The organism is Streptococcus anginosus subsp. whileyi MAS624 (assembly GCF_000478925.1).
Taxonomy (GTDB): domain Bacteria; phylum Bacillota; class Bacilli; order Lactobacillales; family Streptococcaceae; genus Streptococcus; species Streptococcus whileyi.
In genome coordinates this window covers 264,630-282,099 of sequence record NZ_AP013072.1, presented here as the reverse complement: position 1 = coordinate 282,099, position 17,470 = coordinate 264,630, and the positions used below count along the sequence as shown (strand labels likewise).

Genomic DNA, 17,470 nt, shown 5'->3' with positions numbered 1-17,470 from the left:
TAATGGTTTATGATTATACACGGCGACGTTTTGGAGGACGAGCACCATTGTGTGGCACAGGAGTCACATCACGAATAGCTGTTACTTCAAGACCAGCGGCAGCAAGAGCACGAATAGCTGACTCACGACCAGAACCTGGACCTTTAACAGTAACTTCAACTGATTTAAGACCGTGTTCTTGTGCAGACTTTGCAGCAGCTTCAGATGCCATTTGGGCAGCAAATGGTGTAGATTTACGAGAACCTTTAAATCCAAGAGCTCCGGCAGATGACCAAGCAATTGCGTTACCATGCACATCAGTAATCATAACAATAGTGTTGTTAAATGTAGCGTGAATATGAGCAATACCAGATTCGATATTTTTCTTCACACGACGTTTACGTGTTGGTTTAGCCAAGACTTTTTACCTCCTTATATTATTTTTTCTTACCAGCAATCGCAACTGCTTTACCTTTACGAGTGCGAGCGTTGTTCTTAGTGTTTTGTCCACGTACAGGAAGTCCACGACGATGACGGATTCCACGATATGAACCAATTTCCATCAAACGTTTGATGTTTAAGTTTACTTCACGACGAAGGTCACCTTCAACTTTGATAGCATCCACTTCACGACGGATAGCGTCTTCTTGATCAGATGTTAAATCTTTCACACGAATATCCTCTGAAACTCCAGCAGCTGCTAAAATTTTCTTAGATGTTGGAAGACCAATACCGTATACATAAGTCAGTGAAACAACTACACGTTTGTCATTTGGAATATCAACTCCAGCAATACGAGCCATTTTTTCTCCTTTCTATTATCCTTGACGTTGTTTGTGTTTTGGATTTGCTGGGCAAATCACCATAACACGACCATTACGACGAATAACTTTGCAGTATTCGCAAATTGGTTTGACCGATGGTCTTACTTTCATTTCTTATCCCTCCAAGTATTTCGATTATTTAAAGCGGTAAGTGATCCGTCCACGTGTCAAATCATAAGGACTCATCTCGACAGTAACACGGTCTCCCGCTAAAATACGAATATAGTTTTTACGAATTTTACCAGAAACTGTTGCTAAAATCTGATGTCCATTTTCAAGTTCAACCGTAAACATTGCATTCGGCATTGTATCAACTACTTTGCCTTCAACTTCAATCACATCGTCTTTTGCCACGCAAAAGCACCCCCTAAATTTCGATTCATTCCTCTGAGCACAGAGGTAACAATTATAAGTCAGACTAATTTATTGTATCACTACTTGTCAAATATTGCAAGTATAACAAACGCTTTTATTTTAACTTCAACAAGACTTTTTCAATATCTTTAAATACATCATCAATCTCTTGATTTCCTTGAATATCATAAACCAAGCTTTGAGAACGATAGTGCTCAATAATTGGTGCTCCTTGAGCAATATTGACATCCAAACGACGTTTCACAGTTTCTGGCTTGTCATCCTCACGTTGATAATAATCCTCTTCATTATAATCTGCTGGTGGATTGAAGACTTTATGGAAGGTTTCTCCCGTTTTTTTGTGAATAATCCGTCCGCTCAAGCGCTCTAGCAAGCTGTTAGGATCCACTTCGATATTAATAACCCCGTCTAAAGTAAGCCCAAGTTCAGCAAGTATCTGATCCAGTGCATGTGCTTGATCAATGGTGCGTGGGTAGCCATCTAATAAAAAACCTTTTTCTTTAATATCATCTTGTGCTAAACGTTCTTTGACAATTCCATTAGTCACTTCATCTGGCACTAATTCACCTTTGTCAATATATGATTTCGCAAGTACCCCCATTTCAGTTTGGTTTGCCATAGCTGCACGGAACATATCCCCTGTTGAGATATGCGCAACACCAAATTCCTCAACGATTTTGGCTGCTTGAGTCCCCTTGCCTGCACCTGGCAAGCCCATAATCAAAAGATTCATGATCCTTCTCCTTTTTTGTTTTTAAATAAATCTATTATAAATTCTTAATAAACTTGTTTAAAAACAAAATAGAAAGAGTGGGACAGACTTCAGAAAATCTATGATTTTCGATTTGCTCTCCCACCCCGCAACATAGTTGATTCAGGATGAAAACAAAAACTCATTTTCATCATCAACCACTGCGTTCGTACTTTAACGCAAATTGCTTTTGAAAGTATAGAATATCTTTCTTTACTCTGTTTCTATTCTGTTGTATTCATAAAGCCAGTATATTTTCTCTTTAGAAGATAACCTTCAAGTTGTTTCATCCCTTCAATACCAGTTGCAATAATAATCAACAAACTAGTACCACCCAAAGCAACAGCATCTGTCAATCCAAATAAATCTTTTGCTAAAATCGGTAAAATCGAAATAAAGCCTAAGAAAAGTGAACCAACTGTTGCCAAGCGACGAAGCAGCTTGGACATGTATTCTTCTGTACCTTTGCCCGGACGGACACCATGAATATAGGCACCGCTCTTTTGCAAATTCTCTGCAGTTTTCTCTGGATTGATTTGTACAAATGTATAGAAAAATGTAAACAAAATAATCAAGAGTGCGTACATCACAATTCCGCTTGCGGTTGTTGTTGCAAACAAGGACTGAGCCACTCGAACCCACTGTGTATTGTGACCTGTAGCTGTCAAAAATTGGAAAATAGCTGCAGGTGCGGCAGTAATCGAACTTGCAAAGATAACCGGAATAACACCTGCCGGATTGACCTTCAAAGGAAGGTATGAGCTAGAAGGCGCACCTTGCGCAATCTTTGTATACTGGATTGGAATTTTGTATTCTGCTTGTTGAACGAAGGTTGTAAAGTAAACAATGAGTAAAACAGCTATAATCAAAATAGTAACAAAAATGATAGATGAAGTAATACGGCTGCTTGGTACATTGACAAAGTAGTCTACATATATACTCTTAATCATTCCTGGAATTGCTGCTACGATACCTGCAAAGATAATCATAGAAACACCATTACCATAGCCTTTATCTGTGATTTGTTCCCCTAACCAAGTCACAATCATAGAACCTGTTGTCAAAAGGAAACCAATCAGCAAATAAGTTTGCCAGTTAGGCGTTGCCACCAACTTAGCACTAGACAAGGTATGGAAACCTGCTGTAATACCGATAGATTGAACAAACGCCAAGACTAAGGCAATATAGCGCGTTGCTTGATTTAACTTTCTTCGTCCAACTTCACCTTGCTTGCCCCATTCTACAAACTTAGGTAAAATATCCATTTGTAGCAATTGAACAACAATAGAGGCGGTAATATACGGACTAACTCCCAATGCAAATACTGAGAAATTTCGCAAAGCATTACCTGACACAAGGCTGAGCATGTTTAGAAATGAAAGCCCGTTAAGAGCTTCCAAGCTTTTTGCATTAACACCTGGAACAGTAATCGTCGTACCAATTCGAAATACTAATACAATAAAAATTGTAAAGAGAATTTTTGAACGAACCTGTTTGATTTTTAATGCATCTTTTAATAGTTTAAAAAACATAGGTCACCTCGCTTAGATGACTTCCACTGAACCACCTTTAGCAGTGATAGCTTCTTCGGCTGATTTAGAGAATTTAGCTGCTTTCACAGTCAATTTCTTTGTCAATTCGCCGTTACCAAGAATCTTAACACCAGATTTTTCAGCTTTTACAATCCCTGCTTCGATAAGGACAACTGGAGTTACTTCTGCCCCGTCTTCAAAAACATTCAATTGATCAAGATTTACAATTGCATATTCTTTACGATTGATGTTCAAGAAACCACGTTTTGGCATGCGACGGAACAATGGTGTTTGTCCACCTTCAAAACCAAGACGAACTTTACCACCACTACGAGCTTTTTGACCTTTTTGACCACGTCCAGCTGTTTTACCATTACCAGATGAAGTACCACGTCCAACACGGTTGCGGACTTTACGAGAACCTGTAGCAGGTTGTAATTCATGAAGTTTCATTATATTTTTTCTCCTCTTTTGTAAAATGCTAGCGCTCGCAGCAGGGAAAAGGTGTCCCTACTGCAAACTCGCCTATACACATATTTAGTTTTAGGGGCTGAGAAAATCCTCTCATCCCCTAGTTTATTTCAATTTAAAGTTTTGTTAGCGAAATGATTGCTTACTTAACTTCTTCAACAGTTACCAAGTGTGATACTGCTGTAATCATACCACGAACAGCAGCATTATCTTCTTTGATAACTGAGCTATTTAATTTGCCAAGTCCAAGTGCTACAACAGTTTTACGTTGTGACGGAATGCGTCCGATTGGAGACTTTGTCAAAGTAATTTTAATTTGAGCCATATGAATCTCCTTTCTTATGCTAAGTCAGAAACTGAAATACCACGAAGGGCAGCAACTTCTTCAGCGCGTTTTAATCGTTTCAAACCTTCAACAGTTGCGCGAACGATGTTGATTGGAGTGTTAGAACCAAGTGATTTAGATGTTACATCTGCTACACCTACCAATTCGATGACGGCACGAACAGCACCACCAGCAGCCACTCCAGCACCTTCTACAGCTGGTTTCAACAAGACACGAGCTCCACCAAATTCAGATGTTACTTCGTGAGGAATTGTTGTGCCAACCATTGGTACTTCAATTAGGTTTTTCTTTGCATCTTCAACGGCTTTGCGAATTGCTTCTGGTACTTCTTGAGCTTTACCAGTACCAAAACCAACACGACCATTACGGTCACCAACAACTACAAGAGCCGCAAAACGAAGACGACGTCCACCTTTAACAACTTTTGTAACACGGTTAATCGCAACTACGCGTTCTTCAAGTTCAACTGCATTGTCTTTAAATGCCATTTTTTAGTGTCCTCCCTATTAGAATTTCAATCCGTTTTCACGAGCTGCATCAGCCAAAGCTTTTACACGTCCGTGATATAGATATCCACCGCGGTCAAACACCACTTCAGTAATACCTTTAGCAACTGCACGTTCAGCAACAAGTTTGCCGACAACAACGGCTTGTTCAGTTTTAGTTCCTTTTGAAACTTCTTTGTCAAGAGTTGAAGCGCTTGCGAGCGTTACACCCGCTACGTCATCAATTACTTGAGCGTAGATGCCTGTATTAGAACGGAATACGTTCAAACGTGGGCGATCAGCAGTTCCAGAGAGTTTTCCGCGAACGCGACGATGGCGTTTTTGGCGGACTTTATTTTTATCTGGTTTCGAAATCACAATTTTCACCTCTTAATTTTATTGTGTGCCTAAGCACAAAGTTGGAAATAAATATCTTGGTTGAAAAACAACCTTATAACATTATTTACCAGTTTTACCTTCTTTACGGCGAACGAATTCACCAACGTAGCGGATACCTTTACCTTTGTATGGCTCTGGAGCACGCAGGCTACGTACGTAAGCTGCAGTTTGTCCAACTACTTCTTTTGAAATTCCGCTGATAACGATAGTCGTTGGGTTTGGAAGTTCAAAAGTGATGCCTTCTGGTGCTTCTACTTCGTCTGGATGAGATTTACCAACTGAAAGCACAAGCTTTTTGCCTTGAAGTTGAGCACGGTAACCAACCCCACGCATTTCAAGTTCTTTCTTGAATCCTTCTGATACACCAACAACCATGTTGTTCAAAAGAGCACGAGTTGTTCCGTGGATTGTTTTCATTTCTTTTGTATCGTTTGGACGGTGAAGAGTTACTTCAGTTCCTTCCACACGAATATCAATATCTTTAGAGAACGTACGAGTGAGTTCTCCTTTAGGTCCTTTTACAGTTACGACATTGTCTTTGTTTGTCAATTCGACACCAGCAGGCAATACGATAACTTTATTACCAATACGTGACATGTTATTTTTTCTCCTGTTAAATTGTCAGGTCGTCCGAGGACGGCCAGTTTTCACGGGGCAACTATCATAGCAGTTTGTATGATAGTTCTAACGTTTTATTCAAATATATCATTCAAATCAGTTTTGCCAATCTGAACACGAGCTACGGCCTGTGGGGAAAAGATAAATCTATCTTGAATGTGAGCATTCATCGCTAGATTTCCTATTTTCACTTTGTCCGTCACGCTCTTTGTATCATGCAATTACCAAACGTAGGCGATTACTTCCCCACCAACATTCTTTTGGCGTGCTTCTTTGTCAGTCAACAAGCCTTCAGATGTTGAGATAATCGCAATTCCAAGTCCATTCAAGACTTTTGGAAGATCTTCACATTTTTTGTAAACACGAAGTCCTGGTGTTGAAACACGTTTCAAACCAGTGATAACTTTTTCACCGTTTTGACCGTATTTAAGGAATACACGAATAACACCTTGTTTATCATCTTCAATGTACTCAACGTTCTTCACAAAACCTTCGCGTTTAAGGATTTCAGCAATCCCTTTTTTGATATTTGATGCAGGTACTTCTAGCACTTCATGTTTTGCTTGATTCGCATTACGAATACGTGTCAAAAAGTCTGCAATTGGGTCAGTCATAACCATTTTGTTTTTCTCCTCTTACTAGTAGTTTGATAATTCACTTGCTAGTTAATGATTGAGCTAGGCTCAGAATATTATTTTATTTATAAATTTCATTTTCTAAGTGAGTCTAGGCATTCGCTCGCAAGCATAACTTAGGTTAGACAAGAGCGAATAACGACGACTCACGGCGAAAATGGAAGCTATAATTACCAAGAAGCTTTGGTAACGCCTGGAATTTGTCCTTTGTATGCTAACTCGCGGAAGCAAACACGGCAAAGTTTAAACTTGCGGTAAACTGAATGTGGACGACCACAACGTTCGCAACGAGTGTAAGCTTGCGTAGAGAACTTCGCAGGGCGTTTGTTCTTAGCAATCATTGATTTTTTAGCCAATTTATTTACCTCCTAGATTATTTTGCAAAAGGCATTCCAAGGCCTGTAAGCAATTCACGTGATTCTTCATCCGTGTTAGCAGTTGTTACAATAACAATGTCAAGACCGCGAGTCTTGTCGACATCATCAAAGTTGATTTCTGGGAAAATCAATTGTTCTTTCACACCAAGTGTGTAGTTTCCGCGTCCATCAAATGATTTTGTTGGAACACCGTGGAAGTCACGAACACGTGGAAGTGATACAGTAACCAATTTATCCAAGAATTCATACATGCGTTCGCCGCGAAGAGTTACCTTAGCACCAATCGCTACACCTTCACGAAGACGGAAGCCGGCGATAGATTTTTTAGCTTTAGTGATAAGTGGTTTTTGACCTGAGATAAGAGCAAGCTCTTCAGCAGCTTTTTCAAGATTTTTAGCATTTGATACAGCATCTCCAACACCCATGTTCAAAACGATTTTATCCACTTTTGGCACAGCCATAACAGATGAGTAGTTAAACTTTTCAGTCAAAGCAGGAACTACTTCATTAAGATATTTTTCTTTTAAACGATTAGCCATTATACTTCTCCTTTCCTTCGTGATTAGTCAAGCACTTCGCCTGATTTTTTATTGTAACGAACTTTTTTGCCGTCTACAAACTTGTAGCCAACACGTCCTGCAACACCATTTTTGTCCAACACTTGAACATTAGACACATGGATTGGTGCTTCTTTTTCCACGATAGCACCTTGAGGATTTTCGTTATTCGGTTTTTGGTGTTTCTTGATGATGTTCACACCTTCAACAACAACTTTATTTACTTTTGGAAGTGCGGCAACGACTTTGGCTTCAACACCTTTGTCTTTACCAGCAATCACGCGAACTTTGTCGCCAGTTTTTACAAACATTGGTTTCTCCTTTGATTTCTTACGCCCTGACGGGCACCCTATCTATCAAAGATAGGGGACTTAGTTTGTTTTTGATTAAAGTACTTCTGGAGCAAGTGAGACGATCTTCATGAATCCACCTTCACGCAATTCGCGTGCAACTGGACCAAAGATACGTGTCCCGCGAGGTGTTTTATCATCACGGATAATCACTGCAGCATTTTCGTCAAATTTGATGTATGAACCATCTTTGCGACGAGCACCTGATTTAGTACGAACGATAACCGCTTTTACAACGTCACCTTTTTTAACCGCACCACCAGGAGTAGCTTGTTTTACAGATGCAACGATGACATCGCCAATGCTAGCGAATTTACGCTTTGAACCACCAAGAACTTTGATTGTCAAGATTTCGCGGGCACCGCTGTTGTCAGCAACTTTCAAACGAGTTTCTGTTTGAATCATTTAAGTTTTCTCCTTTCTGGTTTGATTAGATGATAACTGCTTCTTCTACAACTTCTACAAGACGGAAGCGTTTTGTAGCTGAAAGCGGACGAGTTTCCATGATACGAACAATATCGCCTTCCTTAGCGATGTTATTTTCATCATGCGCTTTGTATTTTTTAGAGTAGTTAATACGCTTACCATAGACTGGGTGGTTACGTTTTGTTTCAACTACAACTGTGATTGTTTTATCCATCTTGTCAGAAACGACGCGTCCAACAAGCGTTTTACGTTGATTACGTTCCATTTTAGAATTTCTCCTTTCCCAAGTCTATTATTTCATTTCTGATTGAACAGTTTTGATACGAGCGATTTGCTTTTTCACTTCTTTCAAGCGTGCGGTTTGTTCTAATTGACCTGTTGCTGCTTGGAAACGAAGATCAAACAATTCTTTCTTCAATTCTCTTTCACGCTTCGCGAGTTCTTCTTGAGAAAGACCACGAAGTTCTTTAACAAATTCTTTTACTTCATTAAGTTTCATGCCTTCTCCTTATTCTGCTTCACGTTTCACGAATTTTGTTTTAACTGGTAATTTGTGGCTTGCAAGACGAAGCGCTTCGCGAGCAACTTCCTCAGGCACACCAGCGATTTCAAACATCACTTTACCACGTTTAACTGGTGCAACCCAACCTTCTGGAGCACCTTTCCCAGATCCCATACGAACCCCGATAGCTTTGGCAGTGTATGATTTGTGTGGGAAGATTTTAATCCAAACCTTACCACCACGTTTCATGTAACGCGTCATAGCGATACGAGCAGCTTCGATTTGGCGGTTTGTGATCCAATGGCTAGTAGTTGCTTGAAGACCATATTCTCCAAATGCCACTTCCTTACCACCTTTAGCTTCACCGCGCATTTTACCACGAAATTCGCGACGGTGTTTAACACGTTTAGGTACTAACATTGGTTATTTACCTCCTTTAGTGTTTTTACGAGCTGGAAGAACTTCTCCACGGTAAATCCAGACTTTAACACCAAGTTTACCGTAAGTAGTATCTGCTTCTTCCCAAGCGTAATCAATATCTGCACGAAGCGTATGAAGCGGAACAGTTCCTTCAGAATACCCTTCACTACGAGCGATATCAGCACCGTTCAAGCGGCCAGATACTTGAGTTTTAATTCCTTTAGCTCCCGCACGCATGGTACGTTGGATTGCTTGTTTTTGAGCGCGACGGAAAGCAACACGTTGTTCTAATTGGCGAGCAATTCCTTCACCAACAAGATGAGCATCCAAATCTGGTGTTTTGATTTCAATGATGTTGATGTGGACTTGTTTACCAGTCAATTTGTTAAGTTTTGCACGAAATGCATCAACGTTTGCTCCACCTTTACCGATAACCATACCTGGTTTAGCAGTGTGAAGAGAAACGTTTACTTTATTTACTGCGCGTTCGATTTCAATAGTTGAAACAGCTGCGTCAGCTAATTCTTTTTGAACGAATTTACGGATTGCAAGATCTTCATGAAGGTAATCCGCGTATTCTTTTTCAGCATACCATTTGGCATCCCAGTCACGGATGATACCGACACGCATACCTATTGGATGTACTTTTTGACCCACGATTTTACCTCCTTATTTTTCTGCAACGACCACTGTGATGTGGCTAGTGCGTTTGTTGATTGGTGAAGCTGAACCTTTTGCGCGTGGACGGAAACGTTTCATTGTTGGTCCTTCGTTTGCGTAAGCTTCAGATACTACCAAGTTTGCTTTTTCCAAACCAAAGTTGTTTTCTGCATTAGCGATTGCTGAGTTCAACACTTTTTCGATAATGCCAGCAGCTTTGTTTGGTGTGAATTTCAAGATTGCGATTGCGTCAGCGACGTCTTTCCCGCGGATATTGTCAAGAACTAGACGAGATTTACGAGGTGAAACGCGCACTGTACGAGCCATTGCTTTAGCTGAAGTAATTTCTGCCATGTTTTTCTCCTCTCTTATCTACGTGTTTTCTTGTCGTCAGCAGCGTGACCTTTGTAAGTACGAGTTGGTGCAAATTCACCAAGTTTGTGCCCTACCATGTCTTCTTGGATGTAAACAGGAACATGTTTACGTCCATCATAAACTGCAATTGTATATCCGATGAAACTTGGGAAAATCGTAGAGCGACGTGACCAAGTTTTGATGACTTTTTTCTTTTCGTCGTTGGCTTGAGCTTCAACTTTTTTCATCAAATGCTCATCGACGAAAGGTCCTTTTTTAAGACTGCGTCCCATTTTTATGTTTTCTCCTTTAAAATATGTACCACAACGGCTTGCACTGACAATCAGCGCTACCGAGCTGGCGGAATTTTGCGAGTTAGCTCGCTAATTATAAGTATGTAACAACTCACGAGGGGCAGTGGTTGATTGCTAGTTAGCTATAGCTACCAGCCTTGCTACACATCTAATCAACTTTGCCAAGGTTTCGCAATGAAATTTGGTAGCTAAACCGCTAAACTTCTGCTCAGCCGCCTATTTCTCGTTGCGACGACGAATAATAAGTTTGTCGGATTTAGCTTTCTTGTTACGAGTTTTAAGTCCAAGAGCAGGTTTGCCCCATGGAGTAGATGGTGCTTTACGACCAACTGGTGCTTTACCTTCACCACCACCGTGTGGGTGATCGTTCGGGTTCATTACAGAACCGCGGACTGTTGGGCGGATGCCTTTCCAGCGGCTGCGTCCAGCCTTACCAAGGTTAACCAGTCCATGTTGTTCATTTCCAACAACACCGACAGTTGCACGGCAAGTTCCAAGAATCATGCGAACTTCGCCTGATTGCAAACGAACAAGAACATATTTACCTTCTTGTCCCAATACTTGGGCAGAAGCTCCAGCAGCACGTACCAATTCACCACCATGTCCTGGTTTCAATTCAATATTATGAATCAATGTACCAACTGGGATATTAGCAAGTGGAAGAGCATTTCCGATTTTAATATCCGCTTCTGGTCCAGAAACGATGCGTTGACCAACTTCAAGACCTTTAGGAGCGATGATGTAAGCTTTCACACCGTCAGTGTAATGTACAAGAGCGATGTTTGCTGAACGATTTGGATCGTATTCGATTGTTTTAACAACTGCTTCAACACCGTCTTTGTTACGTTTGAAGTCAATCAAACGGTAATGGCGTTTGTGTCCACCGCCTTGGTGACGAACAGTGATACGACCGTTGTTGTTACGACCAGCTTTGTTGTTCAAAGAAACAAGCAAAGTTTTTTCTGGAGTGCTCGTTGTGATTTCAGCGAAATCCAAAGAAGTCATATTACGGCGACCATTTGTAGTTGGTTTATAAACTCTGATTCCCACGATATTTCCTCCTTAGATTATTCTGCTTCAGCACCGAACAACTCGATTGCTTTAGAATCAGCTGTAAGAGTGATGATAGCTTTTTTAGTTTTATTTGTAAAACCAGTGTAACGTCCAACGCGTTTTGCTTTTGGTTTTACATTGATTGTGTTCACATTTGCAACTTTCACTCCGTCAAAAGCAGCTTCAACCGCTTGTTTGATCAAAAGTTTATGAGCACGAGTGTCCACTTCAAATACGTATTTGCCTTCTTCAAGAAGAGCCATTGTGCTTTCTGTGATGATAGGCTTTTTGATTACGTCATACAAATTCATTATGCAAGAACCTCCTCGATTGTAGAGATAGCTTCTTTAGTAACAAGAAGTTTGTCGCTATTTACGATGTCAAGAACACTTGCAGTTGTTGCAGTTGCAACTTTTACATTTGGAAGGTTACGAGCTGAAAGTGCAGCAAATTCATTTCCTTCTTCAAGAATTACAAGTACTTTTGAATCAATGCTAAGCGCAGCAAGTACTTTCGCAAACTCAGCAGTTTTTGGAGCTGTAAATGAAAGGCTGTCTACAGCTACGAATTTGTTTTCAGCAACTTTTTCAGAATAAACTGATTTAAGTGCCAATCTACGAACTTTTTGTGGAAGTTTGTAGGCATATGAACGAGGAGTTGGACCAAATACGGTACCACCACCACGCCATTGTGGAGAGCGAATAGAACCTTGACGCGCACGTCCAGTTCCTTTTTGACGCCATGGTTTGCGTCCGCCACCTGATACTGCAGAGCGGTTTTTAACAGCGTGAGTTCCTTGACGAAGGCTTGCACGTTGACTGATAACAACGTCAAAGACAACTGATTCATTTGGCTCAATACCAAATACTGCATCGTTAAGAACTACTTCACCAGCTTCTTTACCAGTTTGGTCAAATAATTTTACGTTTGCCATTGTGACTGATTTCCCCTTTCTTTATTATTTACCAGCTTTAACTGCTGACTTGATAGTGATAAGAGATTTCTTAGCACCAGGCACGTTACCTTTGATGAGGATAACGTTTTTCTCTGGAACAACTTGTGCGATTTCAAGGTTTTGAATCGTTACACGGTTGCCACCCATGCGTCCTGCCAAGTGTTTGTTTTTGAAAACACGGTTAGGCGCAACTGGTCCCATAGAACCAGGACGACGGTGATAACGAGAACCGTGAGCCATTGGACCACGTGATTGACCGTGGCGTTTGATAACACCTTGGAAACCTTTACCTTTTGAAGTTCCTGTTACATCAACAACATCGCCAGCTTCGAATGTATCCACTGTGATTTCTGCACCGACCTCTAAGCCTTCAATGTTTTTGAATTCACGAATGAAGCGCTTAGGAGCCGTGTTAGCTTTCGCTACATGTCCTTTAGCAGGTTTGTTGCTCAATACATCACGAAGGTCGTCAAAACCGACTTGAACAGCGTTATAACCATCTGTTTCAACTGTTTTTACTTGAAGAACCACGTTTGGTGTTGCTTCAACAACAGTTACAGGGATCAATTCGCCAGCTTCAGTGAAGATTTGAGTCATTCCCACTTTTTTCCCTAAGATTCCTTTTGTCATGAGAAAATGTTTCCTTTTCTATAAATTATTCAAAAAGTTTTTAACGAGCGTTTTTTATGCTCAAGATTAAGATATTAAGGGCGTTAAGAGAGCCTGGCAAAAATAGGAAACTGACGCCGTGTTCGATGAACACTAGGAAGTTTATCTTTTTTGCACAGCTATCAGCCTGTGTTCAATTTCACTTGAACGATTTCTTAATATTTGATTAAAGTTTAATCTCTACGTTCACACCACTTGGAAGATCCAATTTCATCAAAGCATCAACTGTTTTTTGAGTTGGGTTGATGATGTCAATCAAGCGTTTGTGTGTACGCATTTCAAATTGTTCGCGAGAATCTTTGTATTTGTGAGTCGCACGAATGATTGTGTAGAGGCTGCGTTCAGTTGGAAGTGGGATTGGTCCTGCAACTTCTGCACCTGTACGAGTAGCAGTTTCTACGATTTTTGCAGCCGCTGTATCAAGTGTACGATGTTCGTATGCTTTCAAACGGATACGGATTTTTTTGTTTGCCATCTTTTTCTCCTTTTCGTCTATTTAAGATAATAGGCTAGCTCCACAAGAAAACCGAGACGCCATTGCGTGGCAATGCAACCGAGCGTGTCGCAACCTCTTGCATCAAAGCTACAGACTGTTTTTCACAGCACCATAATAGAATAACACAAAGCCTTACTGATTGCAAGGGATTTGAGAATTTTTTTGAGATTTTTTTGACAAAAAGAGACTTTGCAAGGCAAAAAAACGAATTTAGCTCGGCGAAGAATAAAAAAGCAAGAGAAAACTTGCTAATTTCTCTTGTTCATGTTTTCTAAATAATGAGTATTGAATATTATTTTTTGTCTTGCTTTATTGGTACTATTGAAACACCCCAAGCAACAAAAGCACCATAAATTGTGGACAACAGTCGATTTCCTGCGTAGAGTAAGTCTCCTTTTCCCATAATCGCAACAATCAGTAATGTTAAAACTGCAATTCTCGCTAAGAAAGGAGGTAAGGCAACCAATCTGCTAACATATAGAGTTCCAAGGATAGCTAACATTAACAGACAGAACAACGTTATCTTACTTGGGATGAAATGATAACAGTAAATCAGAAGAACAGCCGCTAAACCACCTATCAAAGTTGCTAAAATCCGATAATATCCACTTTTTTGCTTGCCAGACCCTCTTCCTGCACACACAACAAAGCAGAAAACGAAGCTAGCTGGTAAAATATCTAAAAAAGGAATGAGCCAGGCACTTACAATACAAAACATAACTGAGACAACGATTTTAAAATCGAGTGAATTTAATTTCATTTTTTTATCTCCTTGATTATTTGTTCTAATTGTAACACTAAACCAATCAATCGCAAAGAGCATTTCCCAAACAAAAACACCACTAACATGATGTAGTGGCATTTGGGAGATTATGAAAAAGAAAAGTTTTAGGATAAATATAGAATAACTTTTCAACCTTAAAACTAGCTTAACGTAACTTTATTTTTTAAAATAGAGATTTTTAACCTTAAAAGTATTTCCCGATTGACAGACCAATATATCTGCAAGGTCTTGATAAGGTCTATAATAACGCTCGTATTGCTCACGACGTGCTTGGTGCGTTCTCTCAATCCACTCAGGCTGCCGATTGCGTACTGCTACATCACGGGACAAGCGACGCTCTAATTCCGTTGCTGCATCGGTGTAAAAACAAATAGACAAATCAAACAGCTCTTTCGGCAGAAAAGCAACTGACATGCCTTCAACAATTAAAATTGGTTTTTCTGCTGAAAGTTGCTGACTTGGTGCCCAAGGCTGGTCAATCGTCACTATATCGCAGCCAGATTGCAAGGCTCTTATATCACGTTCCAAACTCTTCAATTCATGAGCTGCTGGAATACAGGCTGTCACTTTTTGCTCTGGAAACTCTTTAACCGCCAGCAAGTCACGATATTCCCCGTCTATATATAAGGATCAGCCACCAGCAGATTAACTCACTCTCGCCCCAGACTTTCTACTAAACGTTTGGCAAAAGTAGATTTTCCAGAAGCACCATGATCGTAAATCGCAACCGTTCCCTTTTTACCCTTCGACAGATATGCTTCTATATTTTGCAGCAAACTTCTTTCATCAAACATCAGCACCTACTTCCTCTTACGACGGCTTTAAAAATTTCTCTTAGAATAGTTGTAGCCGTACTTCTCGACAAAATCTTCACGAAATTCAAGCAAATTGTCATCTAGAATGGCTTGGCGAACATTTTTCATCAGATTGATGAGGAAATAGAGATTATGATAGCTGGTTAGACGGAGCCCAAAGGTTTCATCAGCCTTAAGTAAATGACGAAGATAAGCACGCGTATAGTTTTTGCAGGTGTAGCAATCACAGTTATGATCCAGCGGCGTGAAATCTTCTGCATATTGAGCATTTTTAATGACTAAACGCCCTTCGCTAGTCATACAAGTCCCATTTCGAGCGATTCGGGTCGGCAAGACACAGTCAAACATATCTACTCCGCGAATGACACCGTCTATCAAACTGTCTGGGGCACCCACTCCCATGAGGTAGCGGGGCTTGTTTTCGGGTAACATCGGGGTTGTAAAGTCCAATACTGCATTCATTTCTTTGTGAGATTCTCCAACAGCGAGACCACCTATGGAATAACCTGGAAAATCCATGCTAACCAAATCATGAGCTGACTGGCGGCGCAAATCTTCAAAACCAGCACCCTGCACAATCCCAAAGAGACCCTGGTCATGCGGATGGCGATGCGCTTTGAGTCCACGCTCTGCCCAGCGGCTGGTCCGCTCAATGGATTTCTTGACATAATCGTACGGTTGATAGAACTGCGGGCATTCATCAAAGGACATCATGATGTCACTACCTAGATTGTTTTGAATAGAAATGGCCTTTTCTGGAGAGAGGAACATTTTTGCGCCGTTCAGGTGATTCTTGAAGGTCACCCCTTCTTCGGTGATGTTACGGCTGTCTGCCAAGGAATAAACTTGAAAACCACCGCTGTCTGTCAGAATAGCCTGATCCCAGTTCATAAATTTATGAAGCCCACCAGCACGCGCAATCAGCTCATCACTCGGCCGCAACCAGAGATGGTAGGTATTGGATAAAATAATCCCTGAACCCATTTCTTTGAGTTCTTCTGGTGACTGCGTTTTTACAGTTGCCTGAGTTCCCACGGGCATAAACATGGGAGTTGGAAAAGTGCCATGCGGCGTGATAATTTCTCCCAAACGAGCACCTGTGTGCTTCTCTTTTTTAATCAAACGATATTGAATCGGTGAATCTGACATTTTTACCTCCGATACTGAGAAAAACAGTCCCAGACCTTCATTTTACAGTGTGTGAGTTCATTTGACTCACAACATCCTGTATGATTTTATCAAAAAAAGGAAGAAAGATAAAGTAGATAAAAACTTTTCTTTCTCTTAGAAGCATATGGTATAATATTTTTCAATATAGGAGGCAAATATGAACTTAAGTGAATTGCGAGCAGAAGCTCGTCGTATCCAACGCCAAACCAAGGGAATCTACGCACTCTTTTTAGTACCAATTCTAACGGCGATTATTTCCGTTGTTTACAATTATTCTTCAGATACCTTTTCCAATAATATCTTACAATATGGCATTCAAAAGACGATTGTCCACGGAATCAATCGTTCTCTTTTCCCAATCGCGATTAGTTTTATCGTATCTTTCTTTTTGACGGCTGCTTTTTGGACCTTACTGGAAGTCATTCGTGGAAAACGGCAAGAGGTGCATTTTACAGATTCAGTTCGGACTTTTGATAGTAAAGTAATTGGTCCTGTTTTCATGACACTTTTGCTCAAACGTGTATTACTATTTCTGTGGAATATTTTCGTCTGGATTGGAAGCGGCATGATGATTCTGGCTAGTTTTAGTGTCATAAAACTCCTCCCCAATTCTCAAGCTCTCTCACAAAATACTGCACTTCAAACAACTGTTGGGACATTGTTACTTTATATTCTAATCGGTTTTATTTTGATGGTAATCGGTATTATTGTTGCACTTCCTCAATATTACGCTTATTCGCAAGTAGAATTTATTCTTTGTGACACATTAGAAAACCAGAGCTATGAGAGCGCCTTTAAAATTATTCGTACAAGCCGCCAGATGATGAAAGGATATAAAGGCAAGCGATTTGTACTTGATTTAACTTTTATTGGCTGGTACTTGCTAACTGCTATTACTTTGGGGATCGCATCTATTTATGTCTATCCCTACGTTTATACAGCTCAAACTCTTTTCTATGAAGCTGTGCTAAAGGAACAAGATCAGACTCCAATTTTTTATTAATTTCTTGCATGAAACAATTGGCAATCCAACAAAAGACTTGAATAAACTGTTCAGGTCTTTTGAGTTGTATCCATTTTTCGTAAAGTGATTCCGCTAAAGTGTTATATTGCAAACTTTACATGAAAAAAGCCACCAATGGGTGACTTTTAT

The 17,470-nt window shown here is 40.3% G+C and carries 30 protein-coding genes and 1 pseudogene; 1 reads left to right on the top strand and 30 read right to left on the bottom strand.

Features of this window, described 5'->3' with window-relative positions; translation table 11 throughout:
- Positions 1-13: 13 nt before the first annotated feature.
- The 30 genes and pseudogenes from rpsK to tgt form a co-directional block, all read right to left on the bottom strand.
- Positions 14-397, bottom strand: a complete 384-nt coding sequence (rpsK, locus tag ANG_RS01550) for a 30S ribosomal protein S11 (RefSeq protein WP_001118385.1) — start codon at positions 395-397, stop codon at positions 14-16.
- A gap of 19 nt (positions 398-416) precedes the next feature.
- Positions 417-782, bottom strand: a complete 366-nt coding sequence (gene rpsM / locus ANG_RS01545; protein ID WP_002262317.1) for a 30S ribosomal protein S13 — start codon at positions 780-782, stop codon at positions 417-419.
- Between the two features lie 15 nt (positions 783-797).
- Complete coding sequence (gene rpmJ / locus ANG_RS10815) at positions 798-914, bottom strand: 50S ribosomal protein L36 (RefSeq protein WP_001808836.1); 117 nt, start codon at positions 912-914, stop codon at positions 798-800.
- A gap of 24 nt (positions 915-938) precedes the next feature.
- Positions 939-1,157 (bottom strand): translation initiation factor IF-1, encoded by a 219-nt coding sequence (infA, locus tag ANG_RS01540; protein ID WP_001029883.1) that lies wholly within the window; start codon positions 1,155-1,157, stop codon positions 939-941.
- A 115-nt stretch (positions 1,158-1,272) separates the two neighbouring features.
- Positions 1,273-1,911: an adenylate kinase gene (locus ANG_RS01535; RefSeq protein WP_003034799.1), complete on the bottom strand. Its 639-nt coding sequence runs from the start codon at positions 1,909-1,911 to the stop codon at positions 1,273-1,275.
- A gap of 242 nt (positions 1,912-2,153) precedes the next feature.
- Positions 2,154-3,461, bottom strand: coding sequence for a preprotein translocase subunit SecY (gene secY / locus ANG_RS01530; RefSeq protein WP_003031167.1), 1,308 nt, complete (start codon positions 3,459-3,461; stop codon positions 2,154-2,156).
- A 12-nt stretch (positions 3,462-3,473) separates the two neighbouring features.
- Positions 3,474-3,914, bottom strand: coding sequence for a 50S ribosomal protein L15 (rplO, locus tag ANG_RS01525; protein ID WP_003026525.1), 441 nt, complete (start codon positions 3,912-3,914; stop codon positions 3,474-3,476).
- Between the two features lie 160 nt (positions 3,915-4,074).
- Positions 4,075-4,257 carry a 50S ribosomal protein L30 gene (gene rpmD / locus ANG_RS01520; protein ID WP_003029471.1) on the bottom strand — a complete coding sequence of 61 codons (183 nt, stop codon included), beginning with the start codon at positions 4,255-4,257 and terminating at the stop codon, positions 4,075-4,077.
- A 14-nt stretch (positions 4,258-4,271) separates the two neighbouring features.
- On the bottom strand, positions 4,272-4,766 hold the full coding sequence (gene rpsE / locus ANG_RS01515) for a 30S ribosomal protein S5 (protein WP_025271576.1): 495 nt from the start codon (positions 4,764-4,766) through the stop codon (positions 4,272-4,274).
- A gap of 18 nt (positions 4,767-4,784) precedes the next feature.
- The gene (gene rplR / locus ANG_RS01510; RefSeq protein ID WP_003026531.1) at positions 4,785-5,141 is read right to left on the bottom strand and encodes a 50S ribosomal protein L18; all 357 of its coding nucleotides are present in this window, start codon (positions 5,139-5,141) and stop codon (positions 4,785-4,787) included.
- Between the two features lie 81 nt (positions 5,142-5,222).
- Positions 5,223-5,759: a 50S ribosomal protein L6 gene (rplF, locus tag ANG_RS01505; RefSeq protein WP_003034760.1), complete on the bottom strand. Its 537-nt coding sequence runs from the start codon at positions 5,757-5,759 to the stop codon at positions 5,223-5,225.
- A gap of 242 nt (positions 5,760-6,001) precedes the next feature.
- Complete coding sequence (rpsH, locus tag ANG_RS01500; RefSeq protein WP_003026535.1) at positions 6,002-6,400, bottom strand: 30S ribosomal protein S8; 399 nt, start codon at positions 6,398-6,400, stop codon at positions 6,002-6,004.
- Between the two features lie 185 nt (positions 6,401-6,585).
- Positions 6,586-6,771, bottom strand: coding sequence for a type Z 30S ribosomal protein S14 (locus ANG_RS01495; protein ID WP_001085699.1), 186 nt, complete (start codon positions 6,769-6,771; stop codon positions 6,586-6,588).
- Positions 6,772-6,788: 17 nt separating this feature from the next.
- The gene (rplE, locus tag ANG_RS01490) at positions 6,789-7,331 is read right to left on the bottom strand and encodes a 50S ribosomal protein L5 (protein ID WP_003026536.1); all 543 of its coding nucleotides are present in this window, start codon (positions 7,329-7,331) and stop codon (positions 6,789-6,791) included.
- Between the two features lie 23 nt (positions 7,332-7,354).
- A complete protein-coding gene (gene rplX, locus ANG_RS01485; protein ID WP_003026539.1) occupies positions 7,355-7,660 on the bottom strand; it encodes a 50S ribosomal protein L24 in 306 nt (101 codons plus the stop codon).
- A 75-nt stretch (positions 7,661-7,735) separates the two neighbouring features.
- Positions 7,736-8,104 (bottom strand): 50S ribosomal protein L14, encoded by a 369-nt coding sequence (rplN, locus tag ANG_RS01480; RefSeq protein WP_003026541.1) that lies wholly within the window; start codon positions 8,102-8,104, stop codon positions 7,736-7,738.
- 25 nt (positions 8,105-8,129) lie between these two features.
- Positions 8,130-8,390 (bottom strand): 30S ribosomal protein S17, encoded by a 261-nt coding sequence (gene rpsQ, locus ANG_RS01475; protein WP_003026542.1) that lies wholly within the window; start codon positions 8,388-8,390, stop codon positions 8,130-8,132.
- A 27-nt stretch (positions 8,391-8,417) separates the two neighbouring features.
- A complete protein-coding gene (rpmC, locus tag ANG_RS01470) occupies positions 8,418-8,624 on the bottom strand; it encodes a 50S ribosomal protein L29 (protein ID WP_003029476.1) in 207 nt (68 codons plus the stop codon).
- Between the two features lie 9 nt (positions 8,625-8,633).
- Positions 8,634-9,047, bottom strand: coding sequence for a 50S ribosomal protein L16 (rplP, locus tag ANG_RS01465; protein ID WP_003029477.1), 414 nt, complete (start codon positions 9,045-9,047; stop codon positions 8,634-8,636).
- A gap of 3 nt (positions 9,048-9,050) precedes the next feature.
- Positions 9,051-9,704, bottom strand: a complete 654-nt coding sequence (gene rpsC / locus ANG_RS01460) for a 30S ribosomal protein S3 (protein WP_003034762.1) — start codon at positions 9,702-9,704, stop codon at positions 9,051-9,053.
- Between the two features lie 12 nt (positions 9,705-9,716).
- Positions 9,717-10,061, bottom strand: a complete 345-nt coding sequence (gene rplV, locus ANG_RS01455; RefSeq protein ID WP_003026550.1) for a 50S ribosomal protein L22 — start codon at positions 10,059-10,061, stop codon at positions 9,717-9,719.
- Between the two features lie 14 nt (positions 10,062-10,075).
- Positions 10,076-10,354 carry a 30S ribosomal protein S19 gene (gene rpsS, locus ANG_RS01450; RefSeq protein ID WP_000533765.1) on the bottom strand — a complete coding sequence of 93 codons (279 nt, stop codon included), beginning with the start codon at positions 10,352-10,354 and terminating at the stop codon, positions 10,076-10,078.
- A 237-nt stretch (positions 10,355-10,591) separates the two neighbouring features.
- A complete protein-coding gene (gene rplB / locus ANG_RS01445) occupies positions 10,592-11,425 on the bottom strand; it encodes a 50S ribosomal protein L2 (RefSeq protein ID WP_003034836.1) in 834 nt (277 codons plus the stop codon).
- A gap of 17 nt (positions 11,426-11,442) precedes the next feature.
- Complete coding sequence (locus ANG_RS01440; protein ID WP_003026555.1) at positions 11,443-11,739, bottom strand: 50S ribosomal protein L23; 297 nt, start codon at positions 11,737-11,739, stop codon at positions 11,443-11,445.
- On the bottom strand, positions 11,739-12,362 hold the full coding sequence (rplD, locus tag ANG_RS01435) for a 50S ribosomal protein L4 (RefSeq protein WP_003029483.1): 624 nt from the start codon (positions 12,360-12,362) through the stop codon (positions 11,739-11,741). The genes ANG_RS01440 and rplD overlap by 1 nt, the downstream gene beginning before the upstream one ends.
- Before the next feature lie 24 nt (positions 12,363-12,386).
- Complete coding sequence (rplC, locus tag ANG_RS01430; protein ID WP_003026558.1) at positions 12,387-13,013, bottom strand: 50S ribosomal protein L3; 627 nt, start codon at positions 13,011-13,013, stop codon at positions 12,387-12,389.
- Between the two features lie 205 nt (positions 13,014-13,218).
- The gene (gene rpsJ / locus ANG_RS01425) at positions 13,219-13,527 is read right to left on the bottom strand and encodes a 30S ribosomal protein S10 (protein WP_002894478.1); all 309 of its coding nucleotides are present in this window, start codon (positions 13,525-13,527) and stop codon (positions 13,219-13,221) included.
- Positions 13,528-13,840: 313 nt separating this feature from the next.
- Positions 13,841-14,410: an FUSC family protein gene (locus ANG_RS01420; RefSeq protein ID WP_020999869.1), complete on the bottom strand. Its 570-nt coding sequence runs from the start codon at positions 14,408-14,410 to the stop codon at positions 13,841-13,843.
- A 78-nt stretch (positions 14,411-14,488) separates the two neighbouring features.
- Positions 14,489-15,126 (bottom strand): annotated as a pseudogene (locus tag ANG_RS01415) (uridine kinase family protein).
- A 27-nt stretch (positions 15,127-15,153) separates the two neighbouring features.
- Positions 15,154-16,296 carry a tRNA guanosine(34) transglycosylase Tgt gene (tgt, locus tag ANG_RS01410; protein ID WP_003034833.1) on the bottom strand — a complete coding sequence of 381 codons (1,143 nt, stop codon included), beginning with the start codon at positions 16,294-16,296 and terminating at the stop codon, positions 15,154-15,156.
- 178 nt (positions 16,297-16,474) lie between these two features.
- Here tgt and ANG_RS01405 point away from each other — a divergent pair, with 178 nt between their 5' ends.
- The gene (locus tag ANG_RS01405) at positions 16,475-17,320 is read left to right on the top strand and encodes a DUF975 family protein (RefSeq protein ID WP_025271575.1); all 846 of its coding nucleotides are present in this window, start codon (positions 16,475-16,477) and stop codon (positions 17,318-17,320) included.
- Positions 17,321-17,470 lie beyond the last annotated feature (150 nt).